20 protein-coding genes are annotated in these 21,804 nt (G+C 63.5%); 6 read left to right on the forward strand and 14 right to left on the reverse strand.

Annotated elements, in window-relative coordinates:
* Positions 1-65 precede the first annotated feature (65 nt).
* Positions 66-971 carry an RNA polymerase sigma factor RpoH gene (gene rpoH, locus CUV01_RS17015; protein WP_101461512.1) on the forward strand — a complete coding sequence of 302 codons (906 nt, stop codon included), beginning with the start codon at positions 66-68 and terminating at the stop codon, positions 969-971.
* A 112-nt stretch (positions 972-1,083) separates the two neighbouring features.
* Positions 1,084-2,106 carry a hypothetical protein gene (locus tag CUV01_RS17020; protein WP_101461513.1) on the forward strand — a complete coding sequence of 341 codons (1,023 nt, stop codon included), beginning with the start codon at positions 1,084-1,086 and terminating at the stop codon, positions 2,104-2,106.
* Positions 2,107-2,181: 75 nt separating this feature from the next.
* On the opposite strand, the gene CUV01_RS17025 is transcribed toward CUV01_RS17020, so the two are convergent.
* The 6 genes from CUV01_RS17025 to CUV01_RS17050 form a co-directional block, all read right to left on the reverse strand.
* Complete coding sequence (locus CUV01_RS17025; protein WP_157994897.1) at positions 2,182-3,159, reverse strand: SPOR domain-containing protein; 978 nt, start codon at positions 3,157-3,159, stop codon at positions 2,182-2,184.
* 72 nt (positions 3,160-3,231) lie between these two features.
* Positions 3,232-3,864 (reverse strand): uracil phosphoribosyltransferase, encoded by a 633-nt coding sequence (gene upp / locus CUV01_RS17030; protein WP_101461515.1) that lies wholly within the window; start codon positions 3,862-3,864, stop codon positions 3,232-3,234.
* On the reverse strand, positions 3,861-4,829 hold the full coding sequence (locus CUV01_RS17035; RefSeq protein WP_101461516.1) for an adenosine deaminase: 969 nt from the start codon (positions 4,827-4,829) through the stop codon (positions 3,861-3,863). The genes upp and CUV01_RS17035 overlap by 4 nt, the downstream gene beginning before the upstream one ends.
* Complete coding sequence (locus CUV01_RS17040; protein ID WP_101461517.1) at positions 4,826-6,016, reverse strand: phosphopentomutase; 1,191 nt, start codon at positions 6,014-6,016, stop codon at positions 4,826-4,828. Before CUV01_RS17040 ends, CUV01_RS17035 begins: the two co-directional genes overlap by 4 nt.
* Positions 6,009-7,292 carry a thymidine phosphorylase gene (locus CUV01_RS17045; protein ID WP_101461518.1) on the reverse strand — a complete coding sequence of 428 codons (1,284 nt, stop codon included), beginning with the start codon at positions 7,290-7,292 and terminating at the stop codon, positions 6,009-6,011. Before CUV01_RS17045 ends, CUV01_RS17040 begins: the two co-directional genes overlap by 8 nt.
* Positions 7,289-7,684, reverse strand: coding sequence for a cytidine deaminase (locus tag CUV01_RS17050; RefSeq protein ID WP_101461519.1), 396 nt, complete (start codon positions 7,682-7,684; stop codon positions 7,289-7,291). Before CUV01_RS17050 ends, CUV01_RS17045 begins: the two co-directional genes overlap by 4 nt.
* 139 nt (positions 7,685-7,823) lie before the next feature.
* Between CUV01_RS17050 and CUV01_RS17055 the strand changes: the two genes are divergently transcribed.
* Positions 7,824-10,103 carry an NADP-dependent malic enzyme gene (locus CUV01_RS17055; protein ID WP_101461520.1) on the forward strand — a complete coding sequence of 760 codons (2,280 nt, stop codon included), beginning with the start codon at positions 7,824-7,826 and terminating at the stop codon, positions 10,101-10,103.
* Positions 10,104-10,228: 125 nt separating this feature from the next.
* Positions 10,229-12,121 carry a propionyl-CoA synthetase gene (locus CUV01_RS17060; RefSeq protein ID WP_101461521.1) on the forward strand — a complete coding sequence of 631 codons (1,893 nt, stop codon included), beginning with the start codon at positions 10,229-10,231 and terminating at the stop codon, positions 12,119-12,121.
* On the opposite strand, the gene CUV01_RS17065 is transcribed toward CUV01_RS17060, so the two are convergent.
* From CUV01_RS17065 to CUV01_RS17080, 4 genes are read right to left on the reverse strand one after another with little or no spacing between them, the layout of a single operon-like run.
* Positions 12,116-12,919, reverse strand: a complete 804-nt coding sequence (locus tag CUV01_RS17065) for a squalene/phytoene synthase family protein (protein WP_101461522.1) — start codon at positions 12,917-12,919, stop codon at positions 12,116-12,118. The two genes, CUV01_RS17060 and CUV01_RS17065, sit on opposite strands and share 6 nt — an antisense overlap.
* Entirely contained in the window at positions 12,916-14,532 is a 1,617-nt protein-coding gene (gene cimA / locus CUV01_RS17070) for a citramalate synthase (RefSeq protein WP_101461523.1), read from the reverse strand. The genes CUV01_RS17065 and cimA overlap by 4 nt, the downstream gene beginning before the upstream one ends.
* On the reverse strand, positions 14,532-16,007 hold the full coding sequence (gene cysS / locus CUV01_RS17075) for a cysteine--tRNA ligase (RefSeq protein WP_101461524.1): 1,476 nt from the start codon (positions 16,005-16,007) through the stop codon (positions 14,532-14,534). Before cysS ends, cimA begins: the two co-directional genes overlap by 1 nt.
* Before the next feature lie 31 nt (positions 16,008-16,038).
* Positions 16,039-17,262 carry a glycosyltransferase gene (locus CUV01_RS17080; RefSeq protein ID WP_101461525.1) on the reverse strand — a complete coding sequence of 408 codons (1,224 nt, stop codon included), beginning with the start codon at positions 17,260-17,262 and terminating at the stop codon, positions 16,039-16,041.
* A 126-nt stretch (positions 17,263-17,388) separates the two neighbouring features.
* On the opposite strand from CUV01_RS17080, the gene CUV01_RS17085 reads away from it, so the two are divergent.
* The gene (locus tag CUV01_RS17085) at positions 17,389-18,144 is read left to right on the forward strand and encodes a sulfite exporter TauE/SafE family protein (RefSeq protein ID WP_101461526.1); all 756 of its coding nucleotides are present in this window, start codon (positions 17,389-17,391) and stop codon (positions 18,142-18,144) included.
* 1 nt (position 18,145) lies between these two features.
* Complete coding sequence (locus CUV01_RS17090; RefSeq protein WP_101461527.1) at positions 18,146-18,496, forward strand: RidA family protein; 351 nt, start codon at positions 18,146-18,148, stop codon at positions 18,494-18,496.
* Here CUV01_RS17090 and lpxB read toward each other — a convergent pair.
* From lpxB to fabZ, 4 genes are all read right to left on the reverse strand, one after another.
* On the reverse strand, positions 18,471-19,634 hold the full coding sequence (gene lpxB / locus CUV01_RS17095) for a lipid-A-disaccharide synthase (RefSeq protein WP_101461528.1): 1,164 nt from the start codon (positions 19,632-19,634) through the stop codon (positions 18,471-18,473). The genes CUV01_RS17090 and lpxB overlap by 26 nt on opposite strands.
* A 66-nt stretch (positions 19,635-19,700) precedes the next feature.
* A complete protein-coding gene (locus tag CUV01_RS17100) occupies positions 19,701-20,501 on the reverse strand; it encodes an LpxI family protein (protein ID WP_101461529.1) in 801 nt (266 codons plus the stop codon).
* 10 nt (positions 20,502-20,511) lie between these two features.
* Positions 20,512-21,300, reverse strand: a complete 789-nt coding sequence (lpxA, locus tag CUV01_RS17105; RefSeq protein ID WP_101461530.1) for an acyl-ACP--UDP-N-acetylglucosamine O-acyltransferase — start codon at positions 21,298-21,300, stop codon at positions 20,512-20,514.
* Positions 21,293-21,772 (reverse strand): 3-hydroxyacyl-ACP dehydratase FabZ, encoded by a 480-nt coding sequence (gene fabZ, locus CUV01_RS17110; RefSeq protein ID WP_101461531.1) that lies wholly within the window; start codon positions 21,770-21,772, stop codon positions 21,293-21,295. Before fabZ ends, lpxA begins: the two co-directional genes overlap by 8 nt.
* Positions 21,773-21,804: the final 32 nt, after the last annotated feature.

Consider the following 21,804-nt stretch of genomic DNA (forward strand, 5'->3'; position numbering starts at 1 on the left):
CAGCCAAAACCGCGGTCGTACCTCCGGCAGCGCAGCGTTGGCCCATCCCGCGAAAGTGTTCTGAAATGGCAAATTATACCAGTCTTCCCGCCCCCAGCCCCGAACAGGGCATGAACCGTTATCTTCAGGAAATCCGCAAGTTCCCGCTGCTGGAGCCTGAGGAAGAATATATGCTGGCGAAGGCTTGGGTGGACCACGAAGACAGCGAAGCCGCGCATAAGATGGTGACCTCGCATCTGCGTCTGGCCGCAAAGATCGCTATGGGCTATCGCGGCTATGGCCTGCCGCAGGCGGAGGTGATTTCCGAGGCCAATGTCGGCCTGATGCAGGCGGTGAAACGTTTTGACCCCGAAAAGGGCTTTCGTCTGGCCACCTATGCAATGTGGTGGATCCGCGCCTCGATTCAGGAATATATCCTGCGGTCGTGGTCGCTGGTCAAAATGGGCACGACCAGCGCACAGAAGAAACTGTTCTTCAACCTGCGCAAGGCCAAGAACAAGATCGGCGCCCTGGAAGAGGGTGATCTGCGCCCCGAAAACGTCGCCCAGATCGCCAACGACCTGAACGTGACCGAACGCGAAGTGATCGAAATGAACCGCCGCATGTCGGGGGGCGACGCCTCGCTGAATGCGACGGTAGGTTCCGCAGATGGCGACAGCACGGCGCAGTGGCAGGATTGGCTGGAAGACGAGGACGCCGATCAGGCCGAGGATTATGCCGAGGCCGACGAGTTGGACACCCGTCGCCAGATGCTGATCAACGCCATGGACGTTCTGAACGACCGCGAAAAGGACATCCTGATGGAACGCCGCCTGCGCGACGAACCAATGACGCTGGAAGAGTTGTCCACGCGCTATGATGTCTCGCGCGAGCGGATTCGCCAGATCGAAGTGCGCGCCTTTGAAAAGCTGCAGGACCGGATGCGGACGCTGGCGCGCGACAAGGGGATGCAGGTCCCCGAGACCGCCTGATCAGCCAAGTTCGCCCCGGCGCTGCTGCGTGGATTGACCGCCCCGACCCTGCTTGTATGGTCGGGACAGCGGGGCCGGGCGTTGTGGTCCTGAACGAGGCAGGCGGGCACTGATGACGGCGCTGACCGAATTCGAGCGGCTGGAATCGCCCGGCGCATGGCGCGCGGGGCCAGAGGCGCGGCTGCAAGAAGTCGTCGTCTCGTTCGGTGATGCGACGCTGATACTCACCGACCCGAAATCCGACCGTCCCCTCGCCCATTGGTCCCTGCCTGCGGTGACGCGGCTCAATCCCGGGCAGATGCCCGCGCTTTATGCGCCCAGCATCGACGCCCCCGATGAGCAGTTGGAGATCACCGAAGAGTTGATGATTGACGGCATCGAACGGGTCCATCGCGCGATCGAGGCGCGCAGGGCCCATCCCGGCAGATTGCGCGGCGGCCTGATGGCGCTTGCTGCGGTCGCAATGGTCGCGGCGGGTCTGCTCTGGCTGCCACAGGCGCTGATCCGCCACGCCGCGCGCGTCGCACCGCCCGCGCAAGCAGCCCAGGTGGGCGACACGGTTCTGGCCGAAATCATCCGGTCAACCGGCGCCGCCTGCCAGCGCGATTCCGGTCGATCCGTGTTGGCGCATCTGTCGGGCAAACTTCTGCCAACAGGCGCGCGGATCGTGATCGTGCCCGCCGATTTGCAGGGTGCCCGCAGGTTGCCGGGCCAGCTTTATGTGCTGGGCGAGGATCTGCTGGCCGACGGCGCCAGCGCAGACGGGCTTGCGGGTCATTTGCTGGCCGCAGCACTGGCCCCGCCGGCTGGCGCGCCTATCCAGCAGGCGCTGGATTTCGCTGGCACGCGGGCCACGGCACAATTGCTGACCTCGGGCAAACTGCCCGCAAACTCACTGCAGGGTTATGGCGAAATCCTGCTGTCAGATCCCGCTCCGCGGCCCGATGACGATGTGTTGCTGGCCGAAATGGCGCAGAAAGGCGTTTCGTCAGAGGCCTATGCACGTTCGCTGGACCCAACCGGCGAGACGGTTCTTGGCCTGATCGAGGCTGATCCTTATGGCGTGCAACCACCGCCCAGCCCGGTATTGACCGAACCGCAATGGTCCGCGCTGCAGCTGATTTGCGCGGGCTGATGCGGATTTGCCTGCGAGGCGCCAACGCCACCGGCAGCCAATCCAGCCTGCCAGAGCCGCTTGTCACGCTGCGATCTAACGCGCAAAGGCGCCCGGATAACCCGCACCGCGCAGCTGGCTGAGTGCAACAATCACCGCCTGACGGTCGGAAAACGGGCCTGCCATGATCAGCCGACCACCTGTTTTGGGATCCTCGGCCGTGCTGCGAACCACCGGATAGCCCGAAGCCAGCAGCCCTTGGATCACGGTTTCAGCCCTTTCAGCCGTGAAACGCCCGATCTGCACATAGTGGGCACCTGCCGGGATCATCTCGACGCTTTGGTTGTTGGTTGAACCGCTTACGACGGCCAGCCGAGATGTGTCTCTGTTCTTACCGGACCCTGCTTTCTGGCTGGCCTGTGCCCGCCTCGCCGATCCGCTTTTCGCGCGGGAAGCATTCACGGGCGTCGCAGCCACATCGCGTCGCCCCTGATCGCCAGCAACCCCGCCATTTGCCGGATGCGTGACCTTCGGCGTGAGATCGGCGCCACCACCCGCGCAGATGCCCAATGTCGCGCCAGTGCCTGCGCCGCGGCCCTGGTTCTCGTCATAACCCAGCAGATCGCAAAGCTGCTGACTATCCGCAGTGGAGCCAGCTGCCGCAGCACGCATTGAGGGCAATGCCTTAAGCGACGCCTCAAGCCCGGTCAGCCGTTGCTCGGACGCGTGCGGGGTCGGGGCGGGCATACGGCGCAACGGGTCATTTGGATCATCATGGAGATCACCATCCTGCAGCCCATCCGCCAGCGTCACCGACAATCGCAACGCCGCGTCTGCACCCGGATCGACCGAGCCAGCAGCAAAGGGTAGAGACGGCGGATAGCCGCAGATCACTGCGCCATCGCGATCAAGACGAGGCGCCCAGACCGATCCCTGCCGCAGATAGACGCAACCGGCGCTGTCGATATATTGCGCGCCGGCAAACTCCTCTGGCGGTCGTTCCAGCGGGCCTGCAGGATTAGCCCCGACAGGCTGCCCAAGCCAGACCAGCGCACAGATTTGCCAGATACGCATCAGGGCCCCGTAGATTCGCATGTTCATGGGGCTGTTCTAGCCCCCGGCAGCTAATCGACGGTTAACGCGGGCCTATTTCGTCCCGAACATCCGGTCGCCCGCATCGCCAAGACCCGGCACGATATAGCCGTGATCGTCCAGCTTTTCATCCAGCGCGGCGGTAAAGATCGGCACATCGGGATGGGCCTCTTGCATCCGCGCGACGCCCTCGGGGGCGGCAAGAAGGCACAGGAATCGAATGTTCTTCGCGCCCTCGGCCTTGATCATGTCGATGGCTGCGGCCGAGCTGTTGCCCGTGGCCAGCATCGGATCAACCACGATGGTCATGCGTTTGTCCAATTGATGCGGCACTTTTGAATAATATTTGACCGGCTGCAAAGTCTCGGGGTCGCGGTAAAGCCCGATAAAGCCGACCCGCGCCGCAGGGATCAGTTCCAGAATGCCGTCCATCAGACCATTGCCCGCCCTGAGGATGGAAATCAGCGCCAGTTTCTTACCCTCGAGCATTGGCGCATCCATCGGGCCAAGCGGGGTCTCTATACGTACCGATGCCACATCCAGTTCGCGGGTAACCTCATAGGCCAGAAGCAGGCTGATCTCGCGCAGGAGGCGCCGAAAACCTGCGGTCGACGTGTTCTTGTCACGCATGATCGACAGCTTGTGCTGGATCAGTGGGTGGGTGACGACGGTCAGGTGTTGGGTCATGCGAATTCCTTCCTCAGACGCGCCTTGGTCGCCTCGTCGCAAAACGCGGCGTCGATGCCCGTCAGATTGATCTCATCGAAATCAGCTTCGCCCCAACCAAAGACATCCGCAAGCCGATCATATTCGTGGCTCATCGTCGTGTGGAAAAAGGGCGGATCATCGGTCGAAACCGTCACCTTCACACCCGCATCGCGCAGCCGCGCAATCGGATGGCTCGCCCAATCGGGATAGACCCCAAGCGCCACATTTGAGCCGGGGCACACCTCCAGAACGATGCCGCGTTCGGCAAGATCGTCGACCAGCGCGGGATCGTCGATCGCCTGCACGCCGTGGCCAATGCGCGAAACGCCCAGTTCCAGCGCCTCGCGGATGCTGGCCGGACCGCCCCATTCGCCGGCATGGCAGGTCAGACCCAGCCCCGCCTCGCGCGCCGCATCATAGCTCCAGGCGAAATCGGTGGCTTTGCCCATGGCCTCGGCCCCGCCCATCCCAAAGCCGGTAACCCAGTTGCCCGCGGTTTCTGCGGCGCAAATTGCGGTTTTCCGCCCGCGCTCTGCGCCAAAATGGCGGATCAGCGTGACGATGGCGCGGCTGTCCACGCCCTGCGCGCGCATCTTGTCGGCCACTTCGGTCATCGCCGCCAGATAGTCGCGCCAGGCGGCCAGATCACCGCCGCCGCAGAATTCGGGCGACACGAACAATTCGGCATAGATCACCCCCTGCTCGCCGCATTCCTCCAGCACCGATTGCAGAAGGCGTGCATAATCCTGCGGCGTTTTCAGCACGCTTGTCGCGGCCTCGTAGACGCTGAGAAATTCGTTGAAATCCTTATAGGCGTAATGGCCCCTTTCATCGAACACGCCGGTCAGATCGGCGCGTTTCTCGGCGGCCAGACCGCGGATAAAAGCAGGCATTGCCGCACCTTCAAGGTGAAGGTGCAGTTCGGTCTTCTTGATGTCTTTCATAGGAAACTTGTGCCTTTTTTTGTTGTTATTGGCAGGTTCAGGGCGTCCAGAACCGATGCGCCGATATCGCTGAAGCCAACCTGACCGACAGGTTGCACGCCGCGCCACCATCCCAGAACCGGCACCCGTTCGCGCGTGTGATCGGTGCCGGTCCAACTGGGGTCGTTGCCGTGATCGGCGGTAAAGATGGCCAGATCGCCGGGGCGCAGGGTTGCAAGAAAACGCCCGGCCACACCATCGAACCATTCCAGTTGCGCTGCATAGCCCGGCACATCCCGCCTATGGCCGAAATTAGTGTCGAATTCGACGAAATTGGCAAAGGTCAGGCTGCCCGGTTCGGCCTCGGTTCCAAGGCGGATCAGGTGATCGGCCAGATCGGCATCGGATTTGCCCTTGTGAAGATGGGCAATGCCGCGATGGCTGAAGATATCGCCGATCTTGCCGATCGCGTGGGTGACGCGGCCATGGGCTGCGGCAATGTCCAGGATGGTGTCCGAGGGCGGCGCGATGGCGAAATCCCGGCGATTTGGGGTGCGCTTGAACGTGGCTGCGTCCGCGCCCAGAAAGGGCCGCGCGATGACCCGACCCACCCGCATTTCGTGCAGCAGCGGCGCCAGTTCCTCGCACAGGCGCAACAGACGCTCTAATCCGAAGGTCTCTTCATGCGCTGCGATCTGCAGGACACTGTCTGCTGATGTATAGCAGATCGGCCAGCCGCTGCGCAGATGTTCCTCGCCCAATTCCTCGATGATCGTGGTCCCCGAGGCATGGCAGTTGCCCAGGATGCCATCGGTGCCGGCCAAGGCGCAGATGCGGGCGGTGACCTCGGGCGGAAAGCTGGGCTGGGTATCGGGGAAATAATGCCAATCCCAGGGCACCGGAACGCCTGCGATCTCCCAATGCCCCGACGGCGTGTCCTTGCCGTTGGATATTTCGGTCGCGGCGCCCCACAGCCCCTGCGGTTCAGCGCCCAGACCCGGGGCATCGAGACCCGAGGCCAGCCGAACTGCCGCACCAAGACCCAGCCCATCCAGAACCGGCATGGTCAGTGCTCGCGCTTCGGCAATATGGCCCACGGTGTTCGAGCCGGTGTCGGGTCGGCCGTCATTGAAGAACTGCGCCGCATCGGGGGCGCCGCCGATCCCGACGCTATCCATGACGATCAGAAAGACGCGGCCTTCAGTCATCGGCAGTGATCCTCTCGCGAACAAGCGGGCCGGCAGCCGGTGCCTCACCCATGTGATAGGCCGCCTGAACGGCGGCGATGGCGACCTGGGCTGCATCCTCGGTGCGTGCGTGCACCGTGGCGAGGGGCCTGTCGAAGCCGGCCTCTTCACCCGGTCGCAGCAAATCTGTCAAGCCCACCGCAGGATCAATCGGCTGACCGGCATGGACCCGCCCGCCCCCAAGCGCCACGACGACGTGACCCAAGGCGGTTGTATCGATGGACCGCACCTGCCCTTGTGCGGGCACTGGCTGGATGATCGGCGCACGCGGCAGTTGGCCGGGGTTTTCCAGCAGATCCGACGGCCCGCCTTGCGCCGCGATCATGCGCGCGAAACGCTCGGCGGCGCGACCGTCCTCCAGCGCCAAGAGGGCCAGTTCCGGATCCAACCCGCCAAGCCGCAAGCATTCGCGCGACAGATCCAGAGACAGCTCGCGCAAGCGGCCACCCTGCCCCGTAAGAACCTGAATGACCTGCGAAACCTCAACCGCGTTTCCTGCCGCACGCGCCAGCGGCTGATCCATATCCGTGATCAGGGCCGAGGTCCGGCAGCCCGCGCCATTGGCCGTCTGAACCAGTGCCCGCGCCAGATCACGGGCGGCCTGCATATCCGCCATGAACGCGCCCGAGCCGACCTTGACGTCCAGCACCAGCGCGTCCGAGCCGACAGCCAGCTTTTTCGACAGGATCGAGGCCGTGATCAGATCAATGCTCTCGACCGTGCCGCTTTCGTCGCGAATCGCATAGAGCCTGCGATCCGCAGGGGCCAGATCGCTGCTGGCCGAGACAATGGCACAGCCGGTATCTTCAACCACACGGCGAAACTGTTTCTCGTCCAGATCGGCAATGAAGCCCGGGATCGACTCCAACTTGTCCAGCGTGCCGCCCGTATGGCCCAGCCCGCGCCCCGAGATCATCGGCACATACGCGCCGCAAGCCGCCAGAATCGGTGCAACGATCAGGCTGACCGTATCGCCGATGCCGCCGGTCGAGTGTTTGTCGAGAACCGGCCCCGGCAGGTCCCAGTCCAGCACATCGCCGGTATCGCGCATCGCACGGGTCAGCGCCACGCGTCCCTTGGTCCCGATCCCGCAGGTCAGAACAGCCATCGCGAAAGCGCCGGCTTGTGCATCGCTGACAGAACCGTCGGCCAGCCCGCGTGCAATCAGCGCCGCGCCAGCATCGTCCAGCAGGCCCCCATCGCGTATCCGGGCAATGACAGGGCGCGGATCGCTCATGTCGCGTTGCGCATGTGGCTGGCGTCGAAACGTCCGGGCAGCAGGTCGGCAATGGTCGTTTCCAGACGTCCGCCCCCGGTCGTTGCCAATGTGACCGGCACGTCGCCCGCGCCGAATTCGGCCAGCTTTTGACGGCAACCGCCGCAAGGGGGCACCGGATCGGGGCTGTCGGCAATCACCGCAACTTCGACCAGTTGTGTCTCGCCGGCCGCAACCATGGCGGCGATGGCACCGGCCTCGGCGCAGGTGCCCTCGGGATAGGCGACGTTCTCGACATTGCAGCCGCGATAAACGGTGCCCGACGCAGCGCGAACCGCTGCGCCGACCTTGAATTTCGAATAGGGCACATAGGCCATTTCCCGCACTTCGCGAGCCGCATCGACAAGGGACATGCCTCACCTCCTGAAAACTGCTGGGCAGTGTCGCGCCGGCGCGATCGCATTGCAAGCCGCGCTACGCTTGTGAGCGGCTGGGGAAATGGGCTAACCATTGTAAAATGACGGTACGTCATAGTCCGGGGGAGACAGCAGCATGGAAGACCGCAGGCAGGATAGCGCACGGCAATCGGCGTTGGATTATCACGAATTTCCACGCCCCGGCAAGCTGGAGGTCCGGGCCACCAAGCCCCTCGCCAACGGTCGTGACCTCTCGCGCGCCTATTCACCCGGCGTGGCCGAAGCCTGTCTAGAGATCAAGGACGATCCTGCCAATGCCAGCCGCTATACCGCGCGCGCCAATCTGGTGGCCGTGGTCACCAATGGCACGGCTGTGCTGGGGCTGGGCAATATCGGCGCGGCCGCATCCAAGCCGGTCATGGAGGGCAAGGCCGTCCTGTTCAAGAAGTTCGCCAATATCGACTGCTTCGACATCGAGATAAACGAATCCGACCCGGAAAAGCTGGCCGATATCGTCTGCGCGCTGGAACCCACCTTTGGCGCAATCAACCTTGAGGATATCAAGGCGCCGGACTGTTTCGTGGTCGAACGCCTGTGCCGCGAGCGGATGAATATTCCCGCCTTTCACGACGATCAGCACGGCACCGCCATTGTCGTGGGCGCGGCGGCGACCAATGCGCTGCGCGTCGCGGGCAAACGTTTCGAGGATATCAAACTGGTGTCCACCGGCGGCGGCGCAGCAGGCATCGCCTGCCTTGAGATGCTGGTCAAGCTGGGAGTGAAGCGCGAAAATATCTGGCTGTGTGACATTCATGGGCTGGTCTACTCGGACCGTGCCGAAGACATGAACCCGCAAAAGGCGGCCTTCGCGCAGAGCAGCGACCTGCGCAGTCTGGATCAGGTGATCGAAGGGGCCGACATGTTCCTGGGCCTGTCCGGCCCCGGTGTACTGAAGCCCGAAATGGTGGCCAGGATGACCGGCGCGCCGATCATCTTTGCGCTGGCCAACCCAACGCCGGAAATCCTGCCCGACGACGCCCGTGTGGTCGCACCCGATGCGATCATTGCCACGGGTCGCAGCGATTTCCCCAACCAGGTGAATAACGTCCTGTGTTTCCCCTTCATCTTCCGGGGTGCGCTGGATGTGGGCGCGACCACCATCAATGACGAGATGGAGATCGCTTGCGTCGAAGGCATCGCCGCCCTCGCCCGCACCACAACCGCCGCCGAGGCCGCCGCTGCCTATCGCGGCGAGACGCTGACATTCGGGCCGGAATACCTGATCCCGAAACCCTTCGATCCGCGCCTGATCGGCATCGTGTCGACCGCCGTTGCCCGCGCCGCGATGGAAACCGGCGTCGCCACCCGCCCGATCGAGGATCTGGACGCCTACAAACGCAAGCTCGACGGCTCGGTCTTCCGCTCGGCGCTGATCATGCGTCCGGTCTTCGAGGCCGCCGCCACCACTGCGCGCAATATCGTCTTTGCCGAGGGCGAGGACGAGCGCGTGCTGCGCGCCGCCAACGCGATGATCGAGGAAACCACCGATGTGCCGATCCTGATCGGCCGCCCCGAGGTTATCGAGATGCGGGCCGAACGCGCCGGTCTGCCGATCCGCCCGGACAAGGATTTCCAGATCGTGAACCCGGAAAACGACCCGCGCTATCGCGACTACTGGGAGACGTATCACCACCTGATGGCGCGGCGCGGCGTATCGCCCGATATCGCGCGCGCGATCATGCGGACCAACACCACCGCGATCGGCAGCGTCATGGTGCATCAGGGAGAGGCCGACAGCCTGATCTGCGGAACCTTCGGTCAGTATAGCTGGCACCTGCAATATGTGCAGCAGATCCTGGCGCGCGGCGGGTTGCACCCGGTCGGTGCGCTGTCGATGATCATCCTCGAAGACGGCCCGTTGTTCATCGCCGATACGCAGGTCCATCACGACCCCTCGCCACATGAGGTCATGGAGGCCGCCATCGGCGCGGCGCGCCATGTCCGCCGCTTTGGCGTGACCCCGCGCGTCGCCCTTTGCAGCCATTCGCAATTCGGCAATCTCGACACCCCCGGCGGCCGCAAGATGCGCGAGACGATGGATCTGCTGACCGGCCACGAGGTGGATTTCATGTTCGACGGCGAAATGCAGGTCGACAGCGCCCTTGACCCTGAACTGCGCGATCGCATTTTCCCAGGCTCGGCGCTGGAGGGCACGGCGAATGTGCTGATCTTTGCCGGCAGCGACGCAGCATCCGGCGTCCGAAACGCGCTGAAAATGCGGGCGGGCGGGCTGGAGGTCGGACCGATCCTGATGGGCATGGGCAACCGCGCCCATATCGTGACGCCCTCGATCACCGCGCGTGGATTGCTGAACATGAGTGCGCTGGCCGGCACCCCGGTCACGCATTACAGCTGAACACCGCCGCCACGCGGCCAAATGTCGCATGTTAGCGGTTTCTCCGCCCGGTCGCGGCGCAGCATTGTTGCGCTGCAAGGTCGCGCGGCCTAACAAAGTGACGCATGTAATCGGAAGGGGGACCGATGGGCTATCGTGAGGTTTACAAAAGCTGGCAAGCTGATCCCGAGGCCTTTTGGATCGAACAATCTCAGGCGATTGACTGGGACCGTGCACCGACCCGCGCGCTGTTCGACCAGGGGCCGGTGGGCGAATGGTTTGCCGATGGCATGGTCAACACCTGCTGGAATGCCGTCGACCGGCATGTAAAGGCCGGACGCGGCAACCAGCCTGCGATCATTCACGACAGCCCCATCACCGACAGCCAGCAGACCATCACCTACGGCGAATTACAGGAACGCGTGGCCGGTCTGGCCGGCGCATTGGCTGCGCACGGTATAGGTCTGGGCGACCGGGTCATCGTATATATGCCGATGATCCCCGAGGCGCTGGTCGCGATGCTGGCCTGCGCCCGGATCGGCGCTGTCCATTCCGTCGTTTTCGGCGGCTTTGCCGCACATGAACTGGCCGTGCGTATCAATGATGCACAGCCCAAGGCAATCATCGCGGCCTCTTGCGGGTTAGAGCCGGGCCGGGTTGTCGAATACAAACCTCTTTTGGACCGCGCCATCGATGAGGCCACTCACCAGCCCGACTTTACCGTTATTTTCCAGCGCCCCGAGCATCAGGCCGCGATGATCTCGGGCCGCGATCTCGACTGGCATGACGTGCAGCAGGGCACCGAACCTGCTGATTGCGTGCCCGTGCCCGGCAATCACCCCGCCTATGTGCTGCATACCAGCGGCACGACCGGCCAGCCCAAAGGGGTCATCCGCGCCACAGGTGGCCATCTGGTCGCGCTGCAATGGTCGATGAAGAATATCTACGGCATCGATCCGGGCGATGTGTTCTGGGCCGCCTCTGACGTGGGCTGGGTCGTGGGTCACAGCTATATCTGCTATGCGCCGCTGATCGCTGGCGCCACCACCATCGTTTTCGAGGGCAAACCCGTGGGCACCCCCGATGCGGGCACCTTCTGGCGGGTGATCCAGGATCACGGCGTCAAAAGCTTTTTCACCGCGCCCACCGCCATCCGCGCCGTCAAGCGCGAAGATCCCCATGGCGAGTTCATCGGCAAATACGATCTGTCTTGCCTGAAAGCCCTTTTTCTGGCCGGAGAGCGCGCCGATCCAGACACGATCCAATGGGCCGAGGATCACCTGAAGGTTCCCGTTATCGACCACTGGTGGCAGACGGAAACAGGCTGGGCGATCGCCGCCAACCCCTTCGGCATCGAGTTGTTGCCCGTCAAGAAAGGCAGCCCGACCCTGCCCATGCCCGGCTATGATGTGCAGATCCTCGATGAGGCCGGCCATCCGGTCCCTGCCGGCACGCTTGGCGCGATCGCCGTGAAACTGCCCCTGCCGCCCGGCACGCTGCCGACATTGTGGAATGCCGAGGATCGGTTCCGCAAATCCTATCTGGATCACTTTCCAGGCTATTACGAAACCGGTGATGCGGGCTACGTGGATGAGGACGGCTATCTCTACATCATGGCGCGCACCGATGACGTCATCAACGTCGCCGGCCACCGCCTGTCCACCGGCGCCATGGAAGAGGTGCTGTCGGGGCACCCCGCGGTTGCCGAATGCGCGGTGATCGGCGCGGCTGACAGTCTGAAAGGTCAGGCGCCGCTTGGGTTTCTGTGCCTGAAAAAGGGCGTCGAGATGTCAGATGAGCAGGTGGTCAAAGAGGTCGTCGCCCGCGTCCGCAACGAAATCGGCCCCGTCGCCGCCTTCAAGACCGCCGTTGTGGTGGATCGCCTGCCCAAGACCCGGTCGGGCAAGATCCTACGCGCCACCATGACCAAGATCGCAGACGGCGAGGAGTTCAAGACGCCCGCCACCATCGACGACCCGGTGATCCTGGACGAAATCGCCGAGGCGCTTCTGACGGTCGGATATCCCGCCAGGTCATAGGCAAGCGCCAGTGCTTGCCGGAATGCCCCAGACCCACCAGCGCCCGGTCAATGCCAGCCGGGCCAGCGCCGCGCGTTGACGAAAGGGCGAGACGGCGGCGATCTCAGCGCCGATATCGCCGCCATTTGCCACAAGCTGACCAAGAACGCCCGCAGCACCCGGCCCAGCAAACAGCGCCGCCGCCGCACTGCGCGGCACCGTGCGACGCGCAGCGCGCGCCGCCGCGAGTGCATCAACGCCCGCCTGCGCCAACGCAGCGACCTGTTGGGGCTGGTCATCAAGCAGCCCAAGACCAAGGCTCTGCAGTTGCGGCAACGCCCCGAGCCATGCGGCAAGACCCTGACCCCGCCCCTGTGCCAGCACCGCATCACGCGAGGCATCGCTGGCACCAAGCGCCTTTGCTGCCGCCCACATCAGCCCGCCCGCCGTCGCGTTGACATAGTCCAGCACCTCACCCGGCCGCGCAAACGGCTCGCGCGCGCAGTCACGCTCTCGCGCCTCGGCCAGCGGCACCAGCGATCCCGCCGCCTCGCCCCAAACCTGCCACAAGGGGCCAAGCACGTCATGCGAGGGCGGCGCGGTGCCCTGCCCCATCTCGGCCAGCCGGTCGATCCACCATTGCAGCCGCATCCGGGCCAGCATCGGTTCATTCGACTGAAACGGCGCGCGGGCAAGTTCCAGATTAAGCGCATATAGCGTCAGCAGTTTGTCGCGGCTTTGTGGCGCGGCGGCCAGAACCGCGCCAAAGCGATCCGGGTCGTGCTCTTGCAGCATCGCCGAACAGGTTTCCAGCGTCATGCCGGCGTCACGCCATCGCGGATCAGTTTCCAGGTGATCGCGTCGATCAGCGCATCAAAGCTGGCATCCACGATATTGGCCGAGACCCCGACGGTGGACCATATCCGGCCCTTGCCATCGGCGCTGTCAATGGTCACGCGGGTCGCCGCATCGGTGCCGCCCTGGGTGATGCGCACACGGAAATCGACCAGTTGCATGTCGTCGATGGCATGCTGATATGGCCCCAGATCCTTGGCCAGCGCCCGCCACAGCGCGTTGACAGGCCCGCGGTCGCCGCCCTCTGCATCCAGGCTTTCACTGACCGACAGAACGCGCTGATCGCCCAGATGCACCACAACCACAGCCTCGGATACCGATATCCGCTGGCCCTTGGCATTCAGCCGCCGCTCGACCGTGACGCGGTAGCGGTCGACGTCGAAAAAGCGCGGCAGCAACCCCAGTTCGCGCCGCGCCAGCAGATCGAAACTGGCCTGAGCGCCGTCAAAGGCAAAGCCCTCATCCTCGCGCTGCTTGACCAGATCCAGAATGCGGCCAAGCGCCGGATCGCCGGGTTCAACCGACAGTCCGGCATCGGCCAACCGTGCGCGCAGGTTCGATTGCCCCGCCTGATTGGACATCGGAATGACCCGCGCGTTGCCGACCAGGGCCGGCTCGATATGTTCATAGGTCGCGGGGTTTTTCAGGATCGCGCTGGCATGCAGCCCGGCCTTGTGCGCGAATGCCGACGCACCGACATAGGGTGCCGCGCGCAAGGGCACCCGGTTCAATATCTCATCCAGCCGGTGCGACATGAGGATCAACCGTTGCAGCGCCGCATCGCTGATCTGGGTTTCGAACCGGCTGGCATAGGGCTCCTTGAGCTTCAGCGTCGGGATCAGGCTTGTCAGGCTGGCATTGCCGCAGCGTTCGCCCAGACCGTTCAGCGTGCCTTGAACCTGCCGCGCGCCCGCGTCGATGGCGGCCAGCGAACAGGCCACGGCATTGCCGGTATCGTCATGGGTGTGAATGCCCAGATGATCACCGGGAATGCCTGCGGCGATCACCTCTGCGACGATCTGGCCGACCTCGCCGGGCAAGGTGCCGCCATTCGTATCGCAAAGCACGATCCAGCGCGCCCCGGCCTCATAGGCCGCGCGCAAACAGGACAGCGCATAGTCGCGGTCGGCCTTCCAGCCGTCAAAGAAATGTTCAGCGTCAAACAGCGCCTCGCGGCTGGCGGCCACATGGGCCAGCGAGTCGCGGATATTGGCCAAGTTTTCGTCCAGCGAGATCCCAAGCGCCTCGGTCACATGGAACACATGGGTCTTGCCGACCAGACAGACGGCGGGAGTGCCCGCGTTCATCACCGCCGCCAGCACATCGTCATTTTCAGCAGAGCGCCCAGCGCGCTTGGTCATTCCAAACGCGGTCATCGTGGCGCGGGTCTTGGGCGTATCAGTGAAAAACTCACTGTCGGTCGGGTTCGCCCCGGGCCAGCCGCCCTCGATATAATCGACGCCCAGTTCATCCAGCATCCGCGCAATCTCGAGCTTTTCCGCGGTCGAGAACTGCACGCCCTGCGTCTGCTGCCCGTCACGCAGGGTCGTGTCGTAGAGGTAGAGGCGGTCGGCCATTACCGACCCCAACGCTTACATATCTCTTGCATCTCAAGGGCCATTTCTTCTTCCCAATCACTGCCTTCAGTCGGAGGCGGAAAAATGACTCTGGCACCCTCTTTTGTAATTTCGGGACGAAGTCCCAAGCTTTCCATGTCCCGTTTGATACCGTCAGCTTTTTCGAATTCCTTCGCCTTCCGAAATGATACCCAAGTCTCTTGCAAGATTTTGACAAGGGCGACCAGCTTTGGGGACGAACTCGTCTCTTGCGCCCAGTCGCCCATCTTCTCTTCGAGCAAACCGAGGAGCCGAGCTGAGCTAACAAACTTCCCTATTGCGTCTGGGTCTTTCGAAGCCTCATCCGCTAGTTCATGAAGCCGCGCAATCGCCCTCGACACATTGAGGTCATCAGCGAGGAAATTAATCAACTGCTCGTCGGGATTACTTGATCCATGCACATCGCCTGCGATACCGCGCCAATAGCGCAACGTGCCTTCGGCCTGCTTAGCCTTTTCAGCTGTCCAGTCCATCGGCTTGCGGTAATGCGTGGACAGCATCACAAAGCGGATCACCTCGCCCGGCACGCCCCCACCTTCTTCGGCAGGGCGGTCCAGCAGATCGCGCACGGTGAAGAAATTGCCCAATGATTTGGACATTTTCTTTCCCTCAACCTGCAACATCTCGTTGTGCAGCCACACATTGGCGAAATCGGCCTTTGGGTGGGCGCAGCAGCTTTGGGCGATCTCGTTTTCATGATGCGGGAATTGCAGGTCGATGCCACCGCCGTGGATATCGAACGACTCGCCCAGCAGTTCCGCCGCCATGGCCGAGCATTCGATATGCCAGCCCGGACGCCCGCGCCCCCAGGGGCTGTCCCAGCCCGGCAGATCGTCGTCCGACGGTTTCCACAAAACGAAATCCATCGGATCGCGCTTGAAGGGCGCCACCTCGACCCGCGCGCCGGCGATCATGTCATCGACCGAACGGCCCGACAGCTTGCCGTATTTGTCATATGAGCGCACGTCGAACAGCACATGCCCCTCTGCCGCATAGGCGTGGCCGCCGTCGATCAGGGTTTCGATCATGGCGATCATCTGCGCGATATATTCGGTCGCGCGGGGTTCGTGATCGGGGCGGTCGGCGCCGAGCGCGTCCATATCAGCGTGATACCAAGCGATGGTTTCATCCGTCCGCTCGGTGATCAGCTCTTCCAGCGACAAGGGGCTGCCTGCCGCCTTTCGGCGCTGCGCCTCGGCGTTGATCTTGTCGTCCACGTCGGTGAAATTGCGCACATAGGTGACGTGGTCGGGGCCGTAAATATGGCGCAGCAGCCGGACCAGCACGTCAAACACCAGAACGGGCCGCGCATTGCCCAGATGCGCGCGGTCATAGACGGTGGGGCCGCACAGATACAGCCGCACATTCGACGGGTCGATCGGCGTGAAATCCTCTTTCGCCCGCGTCTTCGTGTTCGTCAGCCGGATCTGGACCATTTTTCGTCCCCTGTCAGATAGAGCCTGCCGCTTACACCTTCGGCCCAAAGCTTTCCACCCATTCGATCAGGCGCGGCAGGCTGTGGCGTTTGAGATCGTAGCCGTCCAGAATGGTTTGCCGCGCCGTCGCCTTCAGCCGGGGCGCATCCGGGTCGCCCTCGAGACCCCGTATCAACGCCGCCGACAGCGCCGGTACGTCGAAAAAGGGCACCATGCGGCCATTCTGACCGTCGCGGACCACCTCGCGCACCGGCTCTGTATCCGAGGCGACGATATAGGCGCCCGTGGACATGGCCTCGGTCAGTGACCAGGACAGCACGAACGGATAGGTCAGGTAGCAATGGACCCGCGCCAGTTGCAGCAGCGACAGGTAGTCGGCATAGGGCACTCGCCCCAGGAAATGCACGCGCGACAGGTCCAGCTTGCTGTCCAGTTCGGCCAGCATCCTGGCCTTCCAACTGGGTGCGTCCTTGGGCTTGCTGCCATAGCTGACACCATCGCCGCCCACCAGCACCACCTGCGCATCGGGCCGCGCGGCCAGCACCTGCGGCAGGGCGCGCATGAAGATGTGAAACCCGCGATAGGGCTCCAGCGAGCGGTTGACGAAGCTGATCACCTCATCGCCGGCGCGCAGCACATTGCCATTGGGCAGGGTCAGGCTGGCGTTGGGGTTCGGGCAGACATGATCGGTGTCAATCCCGTCATGGATCGTGGTGATCTTGCTGCGCAGTTCGGCCGGAAAGCTGTCGGCCTGATAGGTCGTCGGCGCCAGTGCCGCGTCAGCCTGCACCAAACCCTGTATCAGATGGGCCGAGCGTGTGACCGTCATGAACCGCCCGCCATCAGAACCGGGACTGATCTCGGGATCAAAGCCTACATCCTGGCCATGGGTGCGATACATCAACTCGGCATAGACCAGCAGCTTTGCCTCGGGCCAGATTTCGCGCAAAAACAGTGTCTCGCCCCAGCCTGAATGCCCAAAGATGACATCTGGCGTGTAGTTGTGGCGATCCCGCAGCGCCCGGCAGCCGCGCGCGGCCAGCAGCCCGCGTTCGGCATGTTCGGCATAGCTGCGTGCCAAAGCCGAGCTTAGCTGCAGTTCAGGCGGTTCCGCATATCGGACCGTGCGCACCGGGCTGGCGCGTTCGTTCTTTTCGTCGGTCAGCGCCAGAACGTCATGCCCGCGCGCCGCCAGGGCCGGGGCCAGATGCAGGAACTGACCGGGAAAATTCTGATGTACAAACAGGATACGCATGATCGGGTGATAGCGCGGCACATGCCCCCCGGCAACGCAGGATCGAGGACTCGACAGCTACCCCGAATTGAGCCAAGACCATGCCCAAGGGGCCAGAGCGCCCGTCATCCTGACCGAAAGCCCCGCATGTCCGATTTCCTCATCCTGTTCATCGCCGGGCTGATCGGCGGCGTCATGAATGCTGTTGCGGGCGGCGGCACGTTCATCACCTTTCCCGCGCTGGTCTTTGCCGGCATTCCGCCTGTTGCGGCGAACGCGACGGCGACCGTGGCTGCCCTGCCCGGCTATCTGGCCGCCGCGATCAGCTTTCGCCGCGAGGTCCTGACCGTTCCGCGCGCCCAGCTGATCCGCCTGACCATCTGGACGGTGGTCGGTTCAGCCATCGGCTCGGGCCTGCTGCTGGTCAGCTCGAACGCGGCCTTTTCGGCGCTGGTGCCGTTTCTGCTGCTGGCGGCGACGGTGATCTTTCTCAAGGACGGGGCAATCCGCACCTTTGCCGCACGGCACGCCCGCGAGGTTGTGCCCTTTGGCATCGCGACGCTGCTGCCGGTGGCGATCTATGGCGGCTATTTCAACGGCGGGCTCGGTATCGTCCTTTTGGCGTTGTTCGCGCTGTGGGGCATGACCGATCTGAACCAGATGAACGGGCTGAAAAGCTGGCTCAGCTTTGCGCTGTCGCTGATCAGCTTTGCGATCTTTGCGATCGGTGGCATGGTGGTCTGGGGGCCTGCCGCGGTGATGGCCGTGGGCACCATCGCCGGCGGTCTGCTGGGCGCGCCTGTCTCGCGACGTATTCCAATGGCCGGCCTGCGCGCATTGATCGCCGCAATCGGCTTTGGCATGACCATCATCTTCTTCTTGCGCTTGTATAACGGAGGCTAACATGAGCGATATCAAACGGATCGAAACCGGCCAGCGGATGAGCCAGGCGGTGATCCATAATGGCACCGTCTATCTGGCCGGACAGGTCGGCACTGCCGGCGCATCCGTGACTGACCAGACCAAGGCCATTGTGTCGCAAATCGAGACGCTGCTGAAAAAGGCCGGCAGCGACAAGACGCGGATGCTTTACGCGCAGATCTGGTTGGCGGATATGGCTGATTTTGCGGAAATGAACGCCGTCTGGGATGCCTGGGTGCCAGCGGGCAATGCCCCCGCGCGCGCCGCGGGCGAAGCCAAATTGGCCACGCCGGAATATACGGTCGAGATCATCGTGACGGCCGCGGCCGGCTGATCGCATCCAGTACCGAGCGCGCCGCGCGAAGGCCCGGCGCCTCACCCCCTTTGCCAAGGCGTTCCATCGTCAGGTCCATCGCCTCGAACTGCGCCTTGCGTGCGGGCATGTCTTCCAGTGTTGTCAGCAGCGCATCGGCCAGCGGGCCGGGTTGGCAGGCATTGCCCAGAAACTCTGGCACGACCCGCGTCTCGCTGACCAGATTGACCAGCGTGACGGTATCGGTCTTGAGCAGCATCCCGACAAGCCAGCGCGACAGCGGCGCCATGTCATAGCCCACCACCATCGGCACGCGATTGGCCGCCAGTTCCAGACTGACCGTGCCCGATGCCGCCAGCGCCAGATCGGCTGCGGCAAAGGCCGCACGTTTCTGTTCGTCCTCTTCGACCACGATGGGCTCGGTGGGCCAGCGCCGGGTCATGTCGCGCACCATGCGTGCGACACCCGGCACGGTTGGGATAACGACGCGGATCTCGGGCACCCGGTCGCGCAGCCGCATAAGTGCCTCGTCAAAGCGTGGCCCTAACCGCGCGACCTCGCCCTTGCGCGAGCCGGGCAGGCACAGCACCACCGGCGCATCCGCTGCGATGTCGTGCGCCACGCGAAAGGCATTCGCCTCATCCGCGCCGGCCACAGGTTCGGCCACGATCGGATGACCGACGAAATCACAGGTCATTCCGGCGGCCCGCATCAGAGGCGGCTCGAAGGGCAGGATCGCCAGCACATGGTCGACCACCTCGGCCATTTTCAGCGCCCGACCGGGTCGCCAGGCCCAGACAGACGGCGCGACATAGTGAATGGTCTTCAGATCGGGGTTCAGCGCCCGCGCCTGACGCGCCACGCGCAGGCAGAAATCAGGGCTGTCGATGCCGATCAGGGCGTCGGGCGCGGTCTCGGCCACCGCCTTGGCCGTTTCGGCGATGCGGCGTTTGAGATGGCGGTATTTCGGCAGCACCTCCATGATGCCCATGACCGACAGCTCATCCATGTCAAAGCGGCTCTGCAGGCCCTCGGCCTGCATGCGTGGACCACCGACCCCGTCGAAGCTGACCGAGGGCTGCAATTCGCGCAGCCCCGCCATCAACGCACCGCCAAGCGCATCACCCGAAACCTCGCCTGCGATCATGAACAGCTTCATCGTGTCACCCCGATACCGGCTGCCCGCCACACGAACGGACGGGTATGTTCACTTCAAAATAACCGATCAGCCTGAGCGCGACCACAGAAACACGCCCGCATCGCGCGCGCGCCTGGCCGTTTCATCCCGATCCAGCAAGATCACGCTGCCCGCCTGCCAGGCAATGCCCGCCAAACCGGCAGCGACCACCTGATCGACCGTGTCCGGTCCGATCGTCGGCAGATCGATACGCCGATCCTGATCCGGCTTCGGTGCCTTGTAGAACACACCGAGCGCGCCGTTCGGATTGGGCCGCAGACCTTGATGGCGGGCAACGAAATCCAGCATTGCCGCCGTCCCGGGCAACGTTTCGACCGCAAGGCACAGCCCCTGCGCGACGACACAGCCCTGGCCCAGATCCAGCGGACCTAGTGCTGCGACAATCTCGGCGCCGCGTGCCGCATCGGTCTGATCTGCGGCAGAGGGATCACCAGAAACAATGCCTTCGGGTGGGATCAAAGAGGGCATGATTTCGTCAATTCCACTGACACTTATTCCGAATTCCTCGAAAATATCCAGCACCGTGCGCAACGCCGCATCGTCGCCTGACTGCATCGCGGTCAGAATTCGGGGCACCAGTTGCGCCGTGCGCGGATCAAAGCTTGCGGGGTCCAGTGCCGGACGGCGAACCGCGCCGGCAAAGACCACATTTTCCACGCCCAGATCAGCCAGATGGTCCAGAAACGGCACCAACCGCTCTAGACGAAAGGTGCTGGCCGGGATCGGCGGGGGAAACCCCTCGAGCGCAAAGACCGGCGCATCCGGCAGGTGCTCTGCGATGGCGGGCGCAAGCCGGCCCTCGCCTGCGATAATGGCGATCTTGCTCATCTGGCGACAATCATGCGGGGCGCGGCGTCAGGAAGCTGCGATCCGAAGGACCAAGGATGAATTCCAGCACCTCGCGCTCCATCGGCGTCACCTCGCCACCTATCCGCGCCTTGGCACCGTCGCGGAACGAGCCGTGCGCCAATTCGCCCAGCATCCCGCGCAGCGCTGCGATATCGGCCCGGCTGGCCCCGCGACGCTTGAGCCCAACCAGATTGAGCCCGTCCAGATGGCCGCGCGGCCCCTGTACCAGCCCGTAGGGAATGACATCGGCCGTCACCATTGTGACCGCGCCGATCATCGCGCCACGGCCAATGCGCACCCATTGGTGCACGCCTGACAGGCCGCCGATGATCACGTCATCGTCCAGCACGCAATGGCCCGCGACCGAGGCATTGTTGACCAGGATTACCCGGTTGCCAATCTGGCAGTCATGGGCGACATGGCTGCCGGCCATGAACAGCCCGTCATCGCCGACGCGTGTCACGCCGCCCCCGCCTTCGGTGCCGGGATTCATCGTCACATATTCGCGGATCCGGTTGCGCGCCCCGATTTCCAGCGCCGCGCGTTCGCCCTTGAACTTCAGATCCTGCGGGATCTCGCCGATACAGGCGAAGGGGAAAATCACCGTTTCCTCACCTACAGAGGTCTCGCCCGTCAGCACGACATGCGATTTCAGCACCACACCGCGCGCCAACCGCACCTGCGATCCGACCACGCAGAACGGGCCGATACGGCAGTCGGGGCCGATCTCTGCGCCCGGTTCGATCACGGCAGAGGGATGGATACCGGCATCAGCCATCCGTTTTCAGATCCATCATGGCCGTGAACTCAGCCTGCGCGGCAAGCTGACCGTCGACCATGCCCTTGCCCTCGAATTTCCAGATCTTGCCACCGGCGCGTTTGACGCTGACATGCAATTCCAGCACGTCGCCGGGCACCACCATACGTCGGAACTTGCAGGCGTCGATGCCCATGAAATAGGTCAGCAACGGCTTGTCGATCACATCAAGGCTGATCCCCACCACCACAGCAGAGGTCTGCGCCATCGCCTCGACGATGGTGACGCCGGGCATGATCGGCTGATCGGGAAAATGGCCCTGGAAATGCGGCTCGTTGCTGGTCACGTTCTTGATGCCGACCGCGCTTTCGAAGGGCACGATGTCGCGCACCTTGTCGATGAACAGAAACGGATAGCGATGCGGGATGATCCGCTTGATCAGACTCAGGTCGGCCTCGGTATTGGGGGCCGGCTTGCGCTCGGTCTCGGGCATGTCTGTCCCTCCTGCGGCTACGGGTTGGCGTT

The organism is Paracoccus tegillarcae, assembly GCF_002847305.1.
In the GTDB taxonomy this organism is placed as follows: Bacteria; Pseudomonadota; Alphaproteobacteria; order Rhodobacterales; family Rhodobacteraceae; genus Paracoccus; species Paracoccus tegillarcae.

Excerpts from the sequence above, each read along its gene's own strand:
- rpoH (WP_101461512.1), top strand. The coding sequence starts at position 66 with ATGGCAAATTATACCAGTCTTCCCGCCCCCAGCCCCGAACAGGGCATG.
- CUV01_RS17020 (WP_101461513.1), top strand. The coding sequence starts at position 1,084 with ATGACGGCGCTGACCGAATTCGAGCGGCTGGAATCGCCCGGCGCATGG.
- CUV01_RS17025 (WP_157994897.1), bottom strand. The coding sequence starts at position 3,159 with ATGCGTATCTGGCAAATCTGTGCGCTGGTCTGGCTTGGGCAGCCTGTC.
- upp (WP_101461515.1), bottom strand. The coding sequence starts at position 3,864 with ATGACCCAACACCTGACCGTCGTCACCCACCCACTGATCCAGCACAAG.
- CUV01_RS17035 (WP_101461516.1), bottom strand. The coding sequence starts at position 4,829 with ATGAAAGACATCAAGAAGACCGAACTGCACCTTCACCTTGAAGGTGCG.
- CUV01_RS17040 (WP_101461517.1), bottom strand. The coding sequence starts at position 6,016 with ATGACTGAAGGCCGCGTCTTTCTGATCGTCATGGATAGCGTCGGGATC.
- CUV01_RS17045 (WP_101461518.1), bottom strand. The coding sequence starts at position 7,292 with ATGAGCGATCCGCGCCCTGTCATTGCCCGGATACGCGATGGGGGCCTG.
- CUV01_RS17050 (WP_101461519.1), bottom strand. The coding sequence starts at position 7,684 with ATGTCCCTTGTCGATGCGGCTCGCGAAGTGCGGGAAATGGCCTATGTG.
- CUV01_RS17055 (WP_101461520.1), top strand. The coding sequence starts at position 7,824 with ATGGAAGACCGCAGGCAGGATAGCGCACGGCAATCGGCGTTGGATTAT.
- CUV01_RS17060 (WP_101461521.1), top strand. The coding sequence starts at position 10,229 with ATGGGCTATCGTGAGGTTTACAAAAGCTGGCAAGCTGATCCCGAGGCC.
- CUV01_RS17065 (WP_101461522.1), bottom strand. The coding sequence starts at position 12,919 with ATGACGCTGGAAACCTGTTCGGCGATGCTGCAAGAGCACGACCCGGAT.
- cimA (WP_101461523.1), bottom strand. The coding sequence starts at position 14,532 with ATGGCCGACCGCCTCTACCTCTACGACACGACCCTGCGTGACGGGCAG.
- cysS (WP_101461524.1), bottom strand. The coding sequence starts at position 16,007 with ATGGTCCAGATCCGGCTGACGAACACGAAGACGCGGGCGAAAGAGGAT.
- CUV01_RS17080 (WP_101461525.1), bottom strand. The coding sequence starts at position 17,262 with ATGCGTATCCTGTTTGTACATCAGAATTTTCCCGGTCAGTTCCTGCAT.
- CUV01_RS17085 (WP_101461526.1), top strand. The coding sequence starts at position 17,389 with ATGTCCGATTTCCTCATCCTGTTCATCGCCGGGCTGATCGGCGGCGTC.
- CUV01_RS17090 (WP_101461527.1), top strand. The coding sequence starts at position 18,146 with ATGAGCGATATCAAACGGATCGAAACCGGCCAGCGGATGAGCCAGGCG.
- lpxB (WP_101461528.1), bottom strand. The coding sequence starts at position 19,634 with ATGAAGCTGTTCATGATCGCAGGCGAGGTTTCGGGTGATGCGCTTGGC.
- CUV01_RS17100 (WP_101461529.1), bottom strand. The coding sequence starts at position 20,501 with ATGAGCAAGATCGCCATTATCGCAGGCGAGGGCCGGCTTGCGCCCGCC.
- lpxA (WP_101461530.1), bottom strand. The coding sequence starts at position 21,300 with ATGGCTGATGCCGGTATCCATCCCTCTGCCGTGATCGAACCGGGCGCA.
- fabZ (WP_101461531.1), bottom strand. The coding sequence starts at position 21,772 with ATGCCCGAGACCGAGCGCAAGCCGGCCCCCAATACCGAGGCCGACCTG.